This window comes from Serratia sp. SCBI (genome assembly GCF_000747565.1).
Classification (GTDB): Bacteria; Pseudomonadota; Gammaproteobacteria; order Enterobacterales; family Enterobacteriaceae; genus Serratia; species Serratia ureilytica.
The window spans coordinates 3,259,089-3,272,042 of record NZ_CP003424.1; the positions used below are offsets into that span (position 1 = coordinate 3,259,089).

Annotated in this window: 12 protein-coding genes, 2 tRNA genes and 1 riboswitch; of the genes, 7 read left to right on the top strand and 7 right to left on the bottom strand. The window is 62.0% G+C overall.

Going from position 1 to position 12,954, the window contains the following annotated elements:
* Positions 1-28: 28 nt before the first annotated feature.
* Positions 29-649, bottom strand: coding sequence for a protocatechuate 3,4-dioxygenase subunit alpha (gene pcaG / locus SERRSCBI_RS15290; protein WP_042784959.1), 621 nt, complete (start codon positions 647-649; stop codon positions 29-31).
* Complete coding sequence (pcaH, locus tag SERRSCBI_RS15295; protein ID WP_033651814.1) at positions 649-1,386, bottom strand: protocatechuate 3,4-dioxygenase subunit beta; 738 nt, start codon at positions 1,384-1,386, stop codon at positions 649-651. The genes pcaG and pcaH overlap by 1 nt, the downstream gene beginning before the upstream one ends.
* A 229-nt stretch (positions 1,387-1,615) precedes the next feature.
* Here pcaH and SERRSCBI_RS15300 point away from each other — a divergent pair, with 229 nt between their 5' ends.
* Both SERRSCBI_RS15300 and SERRSCBI_RS15305 read left to right on the top strand, forming a co-directional pair.
* Positions 1,616-3,511 carry a bifunctional sugar phosphate isomerase/epimerase/4-hydroxyphenylpyruvate dioxygenase family protein gene (locus SERRSCBI_RS15300; protein WP_042784961.1) on the top strand — a complete coding sequence of 632 codons (1,896 nt, stop codon included), beginning with the start codon at positions 1,616-1,618 and terminating at the stop codon, positions 3,509-3,511.
* Positions 3,512-3,767: 256 nt separating this feature from the next.
* Positions 3,768-5,141, top strand: coding sequence for an aromatic acid/H+ symport family MFS transporter (locus SERRSCBI_RS15305; protein WP_046687396.1), 1,374 nt, complete (start codon positions 3,768-3,770; stop codon positions 5,139-5,141).
* A gap of 112 nt (positions 5,142-5,253) precedes the next feature.
* Here the strand turns inward: SERRSCBI_RS15305 and SERRSCBI_RS15310 are convergent.
* Positions 5,254-5,343 (bottom strand) — tRNA-Ser (locus SERRSCBI_RS15310).
* A gap of 92 nt (positions 5,344-5,435) precedes the next feature.
* Between SERRSCBI_RS15310 and mtfA the strand changes: the two genes are divergently transcribed.
* Positions 5,436-6,236: a DgsA anti-repressor MtfA gene (gene mtfA / locus SERRSCBI_RS15315; protein WP_033651816.1), complete on the top strand. Its 801-nt coding sequence runs from the start codon at positions 5,436-5,438 to the stop codon at positions 6,234-6,236.
* 99 nt (positions 6,237-6,335) lie between these two features.
* Positions 6,336-6,411: transfer RNA gene (locus tag SERRSCBI_RS15320), tRNA-Asn, on the top strand.
* Positions 6,412-6,465: 54 nt separating this feature from the next.
* Here the strand turns inward: SERRSCBI_RS15320 and gap are convergent.
* The 4 genes from gap to SERRSCBI_RS15340 all read right to left on the bottom strand — a co-directional run bounded on the left by gap (position 6,466) and on the right by SERRSCBI_RS15340 (position 10,423).
* A complete protein-coding gene (gap, locus tag SERRSCBI_RS15325; protein ID WP_033643676.1) occupies positions 6,466-7,476 on the bottom strand; it encodes a type I glyceraldehyde-3-phosphate dehydrogenase in 1,011 nt (336 codons plus the stop codon).
* A 77-nt stretch (positions 7,477-7,553) separates the two neighbouring features.
* Positions 7,554-8,528 (bottom strand): GlxA family transcriptional regulator, encoded by a 975-nt coding sequence (locus tag SERRSCBI_RS15330; RefSeq protein WP_033644315.1) that lies wholly within the window; start codon positions 8,526-8,528, stop codon positions 7,554-7,556.
* A gap of 125 nt (positions 8,529-8,653) precedes the next feature.
* Positions 8,654-9,388, bottom strand: a complete 735-nt coding sequence (locus SERRSCBI_RS15335) for an SDR family NAD(P)-dependent oxidoreductase (RefSeq protein WP_033643677.1) — start codon at positions 9,386-9,388, stop codon at positions 8,654-8,656.
* A 12-nt stretch (positions 9,389-9,400) separates the two neighbouring features.
* Entirely contained in the window at positions 9,401-10,423 is a 1,023-nt protein-coding gene (locus SERRSCBI_RS15340) for an LLM class flavin-dependent oxidoreductase (protein WP_042784962.1), read from the bottom strand.
* Between the two features lie 149 nt (positions 10,424-10,572).
* Positions 10,573-10,675: riboswitch (TPP riboswitch) on the top strand.
* A 62-nt stretch (positions 10,676-10,737) separates the two neighbouring features.
* Here SERRSCBI_RS15340 and SERRSCBI_RS15345 point away from each other — a divergent pair.
* From SERRSCBI_RS15345 to SERRSCBI_RS15355, 3 genes are read left to right on the top strand one after another with little or no spacing between them, the layout of a single operon-like run.
* Complete coding sequence (locus tag SERRSCBI_RS15345) at positions 10,738-11,421, top strand: TenA family protein (protein WP_042784963.1); 684 nt, start codon at positions 10,738-10,740, stop codon at positions 11,419-11,421.
* On the top strand, positions 11,418-12,158 hold the full coding sequence (locus SERRSCBI_RS15350; protein WP_042784965.1) for an ABC transporter ATP-binding protein: 741 nt from the start codon (positions 11,418-11,420) through the stop codon (positions 12,156-12,158). Before SERRSCBI_RS15345 ends, SERRSCBI_RS15350 begins: the two co-directional genes overlap by 4 nt.
* Positions 12,155-12,922, top strand: a complete 768-nt coding sequence (locus SERRSCBI_RS15355; RefSeq protein ID WP_042784966.1) for an ABC transporter permease — start codon at positions 12,155-12,157, stop codon at positions 12,920-12,922. The genes SERRSCBI_RS15350 and SERRSCBI_RS15355 overlap by 4 nt, the downstream gene beginning before the upstream one ends.
* The last annotated feature ends 32 nt before the right edge of the window (positions 12,923-12,954 follow it).

The window sequence follows — 12,954 nt, forward strand, 5'->3', positions numbered from 1 at the left end:
CAAGCTCATTGTCAGGGCGAACGGAGGATCAAATATCAAAAAAAACGGTTTCGTTCTCGCCCTGTAACCAGATGTCGAAATGGTACACCGTCTGATCCCCTCGCTGCCGCCTTTGCGCCAATAACGTGCTGCGCCGTTTTTCCCACTCGATGAGATTCAACACCGGATCTTCGGCATTGGCCGCCTGTTCGTCGGCAAAGTAGAGACGCGTGTTCAACCCGATGTTGATGCCGCGGGCCACTATCCACAGATTGAGATGGGGCGCCATCAACCGGCCGTCGCGCCCCGTCACGCGCCCCGGTTTAATCGTCTCGAATTGCCACAGGCCGCTGGTGAAATCCGAACAGGTTCGCCCCCAGCCGCGAAACGCCGGATCGTCGGGTTTATCCAACTGGCCGTCGGCGGGGTGCTGATATCGCCCGGCGGCATTGGCCTGCCAGACTTCGACCAGCGCGTCTCGAACCGGCGTGCCGGAACCGTCATAGACATGCCCTTCCACCACGATGCGCTCCCCGCGCGTCTCCGGTTGCGTCAACACATGGCTAAAATTACGCTCGAAAATATCAAAGCCGGCGGCATGCGGCGCCAAACCGATGTGCACATAAGGCCCGGCGGTTTGCGAGGCCGTTTCAGACAAGTACTTTTTCATCACGCGGCTCCCTGTGTACGGTTCTCAAACCACGTGGCTCGATGGCCCCGCAGCACCAGATCGAAGCGGTAAGCCAGACTGTCCAGCGGCACGGCGGCGTGCATATCCAGCTCGGCAATCAGCGTGCGCATCGCATCGTCACTGCCTACCGACTGCAAGATGGGGCAGCGAACGAGCAACGGATCGCCTTCGAAATACATCTGCGTGATCAAGCGCTGCGCGAACGCCTCGCCGGAGAGCGAGAAGTGAATATGCGCCGGACGCCAGTCGCTGACCTGATTGCGCCAGGGATACGGGCCCGGCTTGATCGTACGAAAACAGTAATACCCGTTGTCGTCGGTCAGCATCCTGCCGCAGCCGCCAAAGTTGGGATCGATAGGCGCCAGATACTGATCTTTCTTGTGGCGATAGCGCCCTCCCGCATTGGCCTGCCATACCTCGACCAGGGCGTTGCGCACCGGCGTCCCAAAGGCATCCCGCACAAATCCATGCACGATGATCCGCTCGCCGATCGGTAAGCCGTCTTTGGCGTAATTCAGAATCAGATCGTGATCCAGCGGGCCGATATCCGTTGGCGTGAAGACGGGGGCGGTCAGTTCAGACAGCGAGTTTTGCAATGAAATTAATGCATTGCGCGGCGACCGCAGCACGCTGGTTTTATACAGCGGCGCCAGCGCCGGCGGGTGATGACTGTAATCGCGATGCACCAGTTCTCGCGCCATCCAATCACTTTTCATCCCGGTATCCTTATTATTTGAGGGTACATGTCGACAGAGTGTAGGAAGCGCAATATGTAAAAGTAAAGTGAGAAAACCGATCGCTTTATATAACCAAAAGTAATGGAATGTTCTGAATTGACGAAACATTTCATTTGGTCCATAACATGATTCAATTCCCGTCGGTGGTCCGCCTCGCTGCTGAATGGTCGCTTTCAGGTCATCCATGACCGCTTAACTGGAGGCAATGATGAAACGTTCTATCGCGACGGTCTCGGTATCGGGTTCGCTGCCGGAAAAACTGCGGGCTATCGCCGCCGCAGGCTTTGATGGCGTCGAAATTTTCGATAACGATCTGGTCTACTACCCCGGCTCACCGGCGGAAATCCGTGAGTTGTGCGCCGAACTGGGCCTGGAAATTTTACTGTTCCAACCGTTTCGGGACTTCGAAGGAGGCCCGCGCGAAACGCTGGCGCAGAACCTTTCCCGCGCGGCGCGCAAGTTCGAAGTCATGCAGCAACTGGGCTGTTCTCGCATGCTGCTCTGCAGCAATGTCTCGCCCGACAGCAGCGAAGACATGGCCACGCAAGTGAGCGATTTGCGCGCGTTGGCGGAGTTGGCCGCCGAGTATGATATTACTGTCGGTTATGAAGCGCTGGCCTGGGGACGTCACGTGAATATGTGGCGCGACGCCTGGGCGCGCGTGAAGGCCGTAGATCATCCGGCATTGGGGATCATTCTCGATAGTTTTCATATCCTGTCGCGCGGCGATAACCTCGATGGCCTCGAGGACGTGCCGCCCGAAAAAATCGTGTTTGTCCAACTGGCGGACGCCCCGCTGTTGAAGATGGATGTGCTCGCCTGGAGTCGCCATTTCCGCTGCTTCCCCGGCCAAGGGGAGCTGAATCTGACCCAGTTCATGACCCAACTTTCCGCGCATGGCTATCGCGGCGCCTGGTCGCTGGAGATATTTAACGATGGTTTCCGCGCCTCGCCGGTGCTCCCCACGGCCCAGGACGGTTTCCGATCGTTGTTGTGGCTGGAGGAGCAAACCTATGACTGGTTGGCCAAACAGCCTCTGCTGCCCAACGCCATGGCCTCGCTCATGGGACGTTCCTTATTTCATTCGCAGCCGCATCCGCCCTTGCTGGCGCTGGAGTTTATCGAATTTGCCGTCTCGCACAACGACGGGCTGGCGATGGGCCAATGGCTGACGCAACTGGGATTGGTTCACGCCGGCGAGCACCGCTCCAAAAGCGTCGCCCTCTATCGCAACGGCAAAGTGAATGTCATTCTGAATGCCCATCCGGAAAGCCAAGCCAGTGGCTATTATCACCTGCACGGCATTTCCCTGTGCGCCGTGGCGTGGCGGGTGCGCGGCGTAGCGCGTTTACTGCAACGGGCGCAAGACTACGGGTACGCCATCTGGCAAGGCGAAACCGGCCCCAACGAGCGGCAAATCCCCGCGCTGTGCGCACCGGACGGCAGCCTGATTTATCTGGTGGAAGCGGACGAAGATCCCAAGAACGATATTTATCACGCCGATTTTCATCTGACGCATCGCAGCGCGCCGCCGCCCGCGCTGCAGAGCATCGATCACCTGGCGATTGCGCTGGCGGATGAATCGAGCGGCAACTGGATCATGTTCCTGCGCAGCGTGCCGGGTTTTGTGCAGGACAACGAGTGGGAATTGCCCGATCCGCTGGGTTTGGTTCGCAGCCGCGTCCTGCGCAGCCCCAACGACGCCATCCGGCTGCCGCTGAATATGTCGGTGAGCCGGGAAACGCAAATTGCCCAGGCGTTAACCGCCTATCAGGGCGCAGGCTTGCAGCACGTCGCCTTTGGCTGCGAGGATCTGTTCAGCATGGTGAAAGCGGCGCAGGCGCGCGGATTAAAAACGCTGCGTATTCCCGATAACTACTATCACGATCTCAGAGCGCGTTTCGATCTCGACCCCGCTTTCCTCTCACAGCTGCAAGCGGGCAATGTGCTCTACGATCGAGACGATCAGGGCGGAGAATTGCTGCATGTCTACACCGTTCCCTATGAAAAAGGCCGCTTCTTCTTCGAACTTCTGGAGCGCCGAGGCGGCTACCGCGGCTTTGGGGCCGCCAACGCCCCGGTTCGGCTCACCGCCATGCGTTAATCGCGCGGGCCATCAAGGCCCGCCTGTTCTTCCATCTTACTGAAAAGGTTAATGATCGCGCTCACACTCTCAGTGGCCTCCGGCGCCGCCATTCTCACGGCAATCCCTTTTCATAACATAAAGTTAACACTGCCTCGTCACTCACCGCCGGCTCAATTGTCCGATAAACGCACATTTTTTCGATTATCGCCGTTTAACGTCCACCCAGGGGCTGCTTATAGTGATGACACTCAACTACTGCACCGGGGGCACCTCCATGTCGGGAAACAACGCAATCAATGTTCGGGCGCTGATCGACGACCGCCCGTTAGGCAAATGGCAAAAGATGATCGTGCTGCTCGGCTTTTGCATCATTGCTCTGGATGGATTCGATATCGTTATCATGGGATTTATTGCGCCAGAGCTTAAGGCGGATTGGCAAATCACTAACCGCGAACTGGGGCTGGTGATCAGCGCGGCGCTGATTGGCCTGTCGCTGGGCGCGATGCTATCCGGGCCATTGTCAGACAGATTCGGCCGCAAAGTCGTCATCATCAACAGCGTGTTCTTTTTTGGCGTATGGACGCTGGTGACGGCGTTTTCTCAAAATATGGAGCAGATGATGTTATTTCGCCTGCTCACCGGATTGGGGCTCGGCGCCGCCATGCCGAATGTCGGCACCCTGGTGGCGGAGTTCGCGCCCGCCCGACGCCGCGCTTTCTTGATTACCGTGGTTTTCTGCGGCTTCACCTTTGGCGCCGCCTTGGGCGGATTCGCCGCGTCCTGGCTGATGCCGCGCTTCGGCTGGCATGCCGTGCTGCTGCTCGGCGGGATCTTGCCCCTGCTGTTCGCGCCCGTGCTGATGGCGGCGTTACCCGAATCGGTGTGTTTCCTGGTGGCGAAACGGGCAGATCAGGGCGGCATTCAGCGCATTCTGGCGAAACTGGCGCCCGATCGCGATTTTCGACATTCTACCGTCGTTCTGCCCCCGCCGGGCCAGGTCTGCACTCATCCGGTTAAACTGGTGGTGAGCGCACGGTACCGCTTCGGCAGTTTAATGCTGTGGGGCGCGTATTTTAGCGCGCTGTTTCTGTACTACACCTTAGGCAGTTGGCTGCCGCTGCTGATTAAAGACAGCGGTTTCAACATCGCGCAAGCGGCGGTCATCACCGCGCTGTTTCAGGCGGGCGGGACATTAGGATCGCTATTTTCCGGGTGGTTGATGGACAGATCCGAACCGCATCGCGCGTTGGCGTCGATTTATGGGTTGGGGGCGCTGTTCACTCTGCTGATGGGGATGGCGATGGGTTACCCCCTCCTGATGGGCGGCTGCGCGATGGCCATCGGGTTCTGCATCGGGGGCGCCAACACCGGCATGAACGCGTTGTCGGCCAGCTTTTACCCCACCGAAGCGCGGGCCACCGGCTCCAGCTGGATGCACGGCATCGGCCGTTTGGGCGCTATCTTAAGCGCGCTGGCCGGGGCTGAAATGCTGGCGCTCGGTTGGAGCTTCAGCACCATTTTCGCCGTCCTGGCGCTTCCCGCCCTGCTGACGGTGGCGATGATCGTCGCTAAACGGCGTCATCAGGCGCGTCAAGCGACAGAGCATCAATATGCCGCCTATCTGGATGCGCGTTCGAATGATGTTTGATTGCGTCGGGAAATAATCGACAACAAAGGGCAAGGCGTGTCGGCCTGCAGGGCCGGGGCGCTTTAACTGTGATGGGGATCGTTGAAAGATTTTTTCGTAAGTGATTGAATAATGGCGGAGAGAGGGGGATTTGAACCCCCGGTAGAGTTGCCCCTACTCCAGTTTTCGAGACTGGTCCGTTCAGCCGCTCCGGCATCTCTCCTGACAACGCTTGCTATCATGCCCGCTTTTACGGCATTTTTACAGCATTAGCATACCGCTGAACGTTCAAGTGACGACTTTACGAGCAACCTGATGATTAAATGGCCGTGGAAAGCGACTCAACCTTCTCAACCCGAGGCGGATACCCAGGCACAGTGGCGGGACGCGCTGGCGATCCCGCTGCTCTCGCCGCTGAATGAGCAAGAGCGGCAGCGGCTGGTGGCCGTCGCCGGGCAGATTTTGCAGCAAAAGCGCATCGTGCCGCTGCAGGGGCTGCAGCTCACCTCGCAGATGCAGGCGCGCATCGCCCTGCTGTTCGCCTTGCCGGTGCTGGAGCTGGGCGCGGAGTGCCTCGACGGCTTCAACGAAATTCTGCTCTACCCCACCCCATTCGTGGTGGAAGACGAATGGCAGGACGAGATCGGCCTGGTGCACTCGGGGCCGGTGGTGCAGTCCGGCCAAAGCTGGGAACAGGGGCCGATCGTGCTCAACTGGCAAGACGTGCAGGACTCTTTCGACCTTTCCGGTTTCAATCTGGTGATCCACGAAGCGGTACACAAGCTGGATATGCGCAACGGCGGCGTCGCCACCGGCGTGCCGCCGATCCCGCTGCGCGAGGTGGCCGCCTGGGAACATGATCTGCACGCCGCGATGGAAAGCCTGCAGGACGAGATCGACATGGTCGGCGAAGAGGCCGCCAGCATGGATGCCTACGCCGCCACCGATGCGGCCGAGTGCTTCGCCGTGCTGTCGGAGTACTTCTTCAGCGCCCCCGAGCTGCTGGCCGAACGCTTCCCGGCGCTGTATCAGCACTTTTGCCGCTTCTACCGCCAGGATCCGCTGGCGCGCCTGCTGCGCGCCCAGGCAGAAAACGACGCGCAATGGGCTGATTGACAGGCTTATTGCTCAGATACCGAGCAGTCGAACCGCCTGGGGCAATTTAGCGTTGACACACCTGGGGCAGCTGGATATGATGCGCCCCGTTCACACGATTCCTCTGTAGTTCAGTCGGTAGAACGGCGGACTGTTAATCCGTATGTCACTGGTTCGAGTCCAGTCAGAGGAGCCATATTTAGAAAAGCCCGCTTAAGGCAACTTAAGCGGGCTTTTTGCTGTTGGGCGTTTACAGCCCGCGCTTTTCCATCAGCAGCGCCAGATCGACCAACCGATTGGAGAAGCCCCACTCGTTGTCATACCAGGCAAGCACCTTCACCAGATTGCCGCCGATCACCAGCGTGGACAAGCCGTCGATGATCGACGAACGCGCATCGCCCCGGTAGTCGCTCGACACCAGCGGCTCATCGCTGTAGCCCAGGATCCCTTTCAGCGGGCCGGACGCCGCCGCCGCGCGGAACGCCGCGTTGATCTCCTCCGCCGTCGCCGGGCGTTTCAGCGTCACCGTCAGATCGACGATGGAAACCACCGGCACCGGCACCCGCAGTGAATAACCGGTCAGGCGGCCGTCCAGTTCGGGGATCACCTTGCCGAGCGCCTTGGCCGCACCGCTGGAGTAAGGCACGATAGACTCCGCCGCCGCCCGCGCGCCACGCAGATCTTTTTCCGGCTGATCGTGCAGCGCCTGGCTGTTGGTATAGGCGTGAGTGGTGTTCATCAGCCCGTATTCGATGCCGAACGCCTGATGCAGCACCTGTGCGGCGGGCGCCAGCCCGTTGGTGGTGCAGCTGCCGTTGCTGACCACCTTATGCAGCGCCGGATCGTAGAGGTGATCGTTAACCCCCATCACCAGCGTGATGTCATCGTTCTTGGCCGGCGCCGAGATAATCACCCGCTTGGCGCCGCCATGCGTGATGTGCACTTCCGCCTTGGCCTTGTCGGTAAAGAAGCCCGTCGCTTCGATCACCACGTCCACGCCCACGCTGCTCCAGGGGATCTCGGCGGGATCGCGCTGCGAAAACACCTGAATCGGCCGGCCGTCCAGCAGCAGCTGGTTGTCGCCGGCTTCGACCCTGGCCGCCAGCGTGCCGGAAAGCGTGTCGTATTTCAGCAGGTGCGCCAGCGTCTTGCTGTCGGTCAGATCGTTGATCGCCACCACTTCAAAATCGCTGCGCCCCAGCGCCGCGCGCAGCACGTTGCGTCCGATCCTGCCGAATCCATTAATGCCTACTCTCACCATGATGCACTCCTCGTTTTGGGCTTTGCCTCAACTCTAGCCCTGCCCCAAAGCGGCGTAAATGACGTTTACCGATCAATTTACGCCAAATTGCGCGCATGAAAGCGTTCGCGGTATTCACTCGGGGTCAGCTGCAGTTTTCGCTCAAACACCCGCCGCAGGTTAAGGCCGTTGCCAAAGCCGGTGGCCAGGGCGATCTGTTCGATGCCTTGCGCACTCTGCTCCAGGCGCTGTCTGGCGGTATGCAACCGCCCTTCTTCAACGAATTTGGCGGGAGAAATGCCCGTCTCGCGGGTGAACACGCGGGTAAAGTTGCGCGGGCTCATCGCCACGCGTTCGGCCAACCGTTCGACGCTGAGATCGTCGGCGAGATTCTCCAGGATCCAGGACTGCAGGTCGCGGATCGGGCCCGGCGATTTGGCCTGGTTGAGCGGGTAGCGGCTGAACTGCGCCTGCCCGCCGGGGCGGCGCAGAAACATCACCAGATCCTGCGCCACTTCACGCGCCTGCACGAAGCCGTAGTCGTCCTCCACCAGCGCCAGCGTCAGGTCGAAGCCGGAGCTGACGCCGCCGGAGGTCCAAATCGGCCCGTCCTGCACGTAGATCGGGCCGTTTTCGACCTGCACCTGCGGGAAGCGCGCCTGCAGCGTTTCCGCCAGTCGCCAGTGGGTGGTCGCCCGCCGTCCGTCCAGCAACCCGGCTTCGGCCAGCAACAGTGCGCCGCCGCAAACGGAGGCGATACGGCGCGTCTGCGGCGCCGCGCGGCGCAGCCAATCCGCCACCAGGGCGCCCTCTTCTTCGCTCGCCCCTTTGCCGGCAACAATGACGGTATCGCGCGGCAGGCGCGGATCGAGATCCGCCAGGCGATGGTCGGCCAACAGGCTCAGCCCGGACAGGCCGTGTACCACCCGATGAGACTGCGTGGTGGCGACCGCGATCTGATACAGCGGCGTCTCGGCGGCACTCAGGCGATTAGCCTGCATCAGGATATCGGCGATGCCCGCCGCTTCGAACAGCATGCCCCCTTCAGGGACGATAATCAGGAATGTGTGCATGGCGATAATAGAGAGAACGGTCAAAACAGGTCAGGAAGCCACTGTATAAGAAAAGCGCCGTCGGTTCACCCTGCAGGCATAAAAAAGCCCGCCGGCAACCCGACGGGCCTGGAAGGAATAGCCATTTAAACCTGCGGCAAGCTCACCCCGCCGGCGCGCGCCAATTGCGCCAGCAGCGCCGTTTGAAACGCCTCGTCGTGTACCGCCGCGTGAGGCTCGAAGCGCTGCTGATGATGCCAATAGCCGCCGGAGGCCAGGGCCTGCGGTTCATCGCTGCTCACCAGCCATGCCTGCGTCACATGCCCCAGCGCCAGATCGTCGGGCGCGTCCGCGCCGCCCATTTTGGTCGGCACCCAGCCGGGATCGACCGCGCTGCTGATGACGTCGGGCCACAGGCGCGCCACGGCGGCGGCCAGCGTGGTGACGAACAGCTTGCTGTCCGAATAAGAACCTGCGGCGCCGCCAAGCCAGTCTACGCCGTTCAGCTCCGCCACGCCGTCAAAGTGCATACTGCTGCTCAGGTAGACGATACGCTTGGGACGTTCGATCAGGGCCGTCAGCAGGTAGGGCGCTATGACGTTCACCGGCATCACCTGCGGCCCGGTAAACATACCGGCATTGTGGATCACCGCGTCCGGACGGCCGAGGCGATTGACCTGCTCGGCAAGCTGCCGAGTCTGCTGCACATCGGACAAATCGCCGATCGCCGCCTGTGCACCGCGATCCAGCAGATCGCGCACCGCGTCCAGACGGCCGGGTGCGCGCGCATGCAGAATCACCTGATGCCCTTCGTCCAACAGCGTTTGCGCGGCGGCGCGGCCCAGCCCGTCCACCGAACCGGTAATGAAAATGCGTGACATGCCATCCTCCGTTTAGCGCCAGCCGAGCGCCGGCGCGACATGGGTTAAAATCGATTCGATGACGTGCGCATTGTAATCCACGCCCAGCTGATTAGGCACGGTCAGCAGCAACGTATCCGCTTCGGCGATGGCCTCGTCCTGCGCCAGCTGTTCGATCAGCGCGTCAGGTTCTGCGGCGTAACTGCGGCCAAAGATCGCCCGGGTTTGCGCATCGATATACCCCAGTTGGTCGCCTTCCTTACCGCTGCCGCCGAAGTAGTTGCGATCCCGCTGATCCACCAGCGCGAAGATGCTGCGGCTGACGGAAACCCGCGGCTCGCGCGCATGGCCCGCCTCTTGCCAGGCCGCGCGATAGGCGCGGATCTGCTTGGCCTGCTGGATATGGAAGGGTTCGCCGGTTTCGTCGTTCTTGAGCGTCGAGCTTTGCAGGTTCATGCCCAGCTTCGCCGCCCAGACGGCGGTGGCGTTCGAACCGGCGCCCCACCAGATGCGGTCGCGCAGCCCGGCGGAAAACGGCTCCGGCCGCAGCAGCCCGGGCGGATTCGGGAACATCGGCTGCGGATTGGGTTCAGCGAACCCTTCGCCGCGCAGCGCTTCCAGGAACACTTCGGTATGGCGGCGGGCCATGTCCGCGTCGGTTTCGCCGTCGGCCGGGGCATAGCCGAAATAGCGCCAGCCGTCGATGACCTGCTCCGGCGAGCCGCGGCTGATGCCAAGCTGCAGCCGCCCGCCGGCGATCAGATCCGCCGCGCCGGCGTCTTCCACCATGTACAGCGGGTTTTCATAGCGCATGTCGATCACGCCGGTGCCGATCTCGATGCGTTGGGTTTTGGCGCCGATGGCGGCCAGCAGCGGGAACGGCGATCCCAGCTGACGCGCGAAATGGTGAACGCGAAAATAGGCGCCGTCCGCGCCCAGATCTTCGGCGGCGACCGCCAGATCGATGGACTGCAGCAGTGCATCCGCCGCTGAACGGGTGCCGGACTGGGCGGAAGGCGTCCAGTGGCCAAACGAGAGAAAACCAATCTTTTTCATCGGGCATCGTCCTCAAAGGCAAAACATGGGCCTACAGTGACAAAAATCGCGCGCTTTGCGCCAGCAAAATCGCCCCCGATCGCACTAAACGAACCGATTGCCGCCGCGCCGCCCGGCGATTGTAATCAAAAAACAAATGTCGTATAACAGGCAGCTCCGAGGGGTGTCCTGTTACGGGCTGAGATGGCGCAAGCCGAACCCTTTGAACCTGATCTGGGTCATGCCAGCGAAGGGACGGTTAGGCAACAATGCGATCACCCGTTGCCTGTTCATACCTCAGCGTGCCCGGATCTCCACTGACTCAAGGAGGTCCCATGTCCATCATCACCCAGTTCGAAAGCGGTCTTTACGGCCGGCTGCGCCAACAGGCCGGCAGCCACTGGCAAAATTACGTCGAACACCCGTTTCTGCAGCAGTTGGCCGCCGGCACCTTGCCTGAACGCGCTTTTCGCCGTTACCTGACCCAAGACTACCTGTTCCTGCTGCACTTCGCCCGTGCCTACGCGCTGCTGGTCAGCAAGCTGCGCACCTTGCCGGAAATGCGCGCCGCCACCGCCTCGCTCAACGGCATCGTCGCCGAGCTGCCGCTGCACGTGGCCTACTGCGCCGAATGGGGGCTGAGCGAAGCGCAGATCGCCGCCCAGCCGGAGGCGGCGGAAACCATGAACTACACCCGCTACGTGCTGGACATCGGCCATGCCGGCGACGCCCTCGATCTGCTGGCCGGCCTGCTGCCCTGCGTGGCCGGTTATGCCGAAATCGGCCTGCGGCTGCTGCACGATCCCGCCACGCAAATGGAGGGCAATCCTTACGCCTCCTGGATCCGCAACTACGGCGACGAGGGCTATCTGGCCGGCGTGCGCGCCGCCATCGAACTGCTGGAAACCGTCGGCCACCAGCGCGGCGCACAAAGCCGCTTTACCGAGCTGGCGCAGATTTTCACCACCGCCACTCAGCTGGAAGCGGCATTTTGGCAAATGGGGCTGAACGCCTCATGACCTCCCCGCGCCTCCCGCCCGGCATCCAGGTGCGGGATCTCACTCTGCGCTTCGATCAACAGGCGATCTTTGAGGGGCTGAGCTTCGACATCGCCGGCGGCAGCTTCGTCTCCCTGCTCGGCGCCAGCGGCGCCGGCAAAACCAGCCTGCTGAAGATCATCGCCGGGCTGGCGCAGGCCAGCTCGGGCACGGTGAGCGGCAGCGACGGCCTGCCGATCGCCGGGCGCATCGCCTACATGGGGCAAAAAGACCTGCTCTACCCGTGGCTGAGCGTCGAAGACAATGTCGCCCTCGGCTCGCGGCTGCGCGGCGAAGCGCCGGATCGGGCATGGACCGCGCACCTGCTCGAGCGCGTAGGCCTGGCCGCGCATAGCCGCAGCCTGCCCGCCGCGCTGTCCGGCGGCATGCGCCAGCGCGCCGCCATCGCCCGCACGCTCTACGAACGCCAGCCGATCGTGCTGATGGACGAACCCTTTTCCGCACTGGACGCCATTACCCGCGCCGAGATCCAGAGCCTGGCCGCCGAACTGCTGGCACAAAACACCGTGCTGCTGATCACTCACGACCCGATGGAGGCTTGCCGCCTGAGCCACCGGCTGCTGGTGCTGTCGCCCTGGCCGCAGGGCCTCGATGATACCCACCGCATCAGCGGGCAACCGCCGCGCGCGCCGGATGACGCCGACCTGCTGAAAAGCCAGGCCGAGCTGCTGCTGCAAATGGTGAGGGCGGCGCAATGAATATCGCCAAAGAGCGCGGCTTCACCCGCCTGCGGCGTGGGTTGACGGTCTTCATCGGCCTGCTGCTGCTGTGGTGGCTGGCGGCGCAAAGCGGCATTCCGGCCTTTCTGCTACCCACGCCGGGCGCGGTGGCGCAGGCGCTGTGGGACGGACGCGGCTATCTCGCCTGGCACACGCTGGTCACGGCTTCGGAGATCGTCAGCGGGCTGGCGCTCGGCGTGCTGCTCGGCGCGGCGCTGGCGCTGTGCATGATCTTCTCGCCGCGCCTGCAGCGCTGGCTGATGCCGCTGGTGCTCACCAGCCAGGCGATACCGGTGTTCGCCCTGGCCCCATTGCTGGTGCTGTGGTTCGGCTTCGGCATGAGCGCCAAAGTGGCGATGGCGGTGCTGGTGATCTTCTTCCCGGTGGTGTCGGCCTTTTTCGACGGGCTGCGCCGGGTCAACAACGACTATCTCGATCTGGCGCGCACGATGCGCGCTTCGCGTTGGGCGCAGCTGCGGCACGTGCGGCTGATGGCGGCGCTGCCGGCCTTCGGCTCCGGCCTGCGCATGGCCGCCGCCGTCGCGCCGATCGGCGCCATTATCGGCGAATGGGTCGGCTCGGCCGAAGGGCTGGGCTACGTGATGCTGAACGCCAACGCGCGCATGCAGACCGACGTCTGCTTCGCCGCGCTGTTTATTTTGGTGCTGATGACCGTGCTGCTGTGGGCTGCGGTGGATGCGCTGCTGCGGCGCCTGATCGCCTGGGCGCCGGAAAACGACTGATGATTGCAACCATAACCAGGGATAAAGGAACG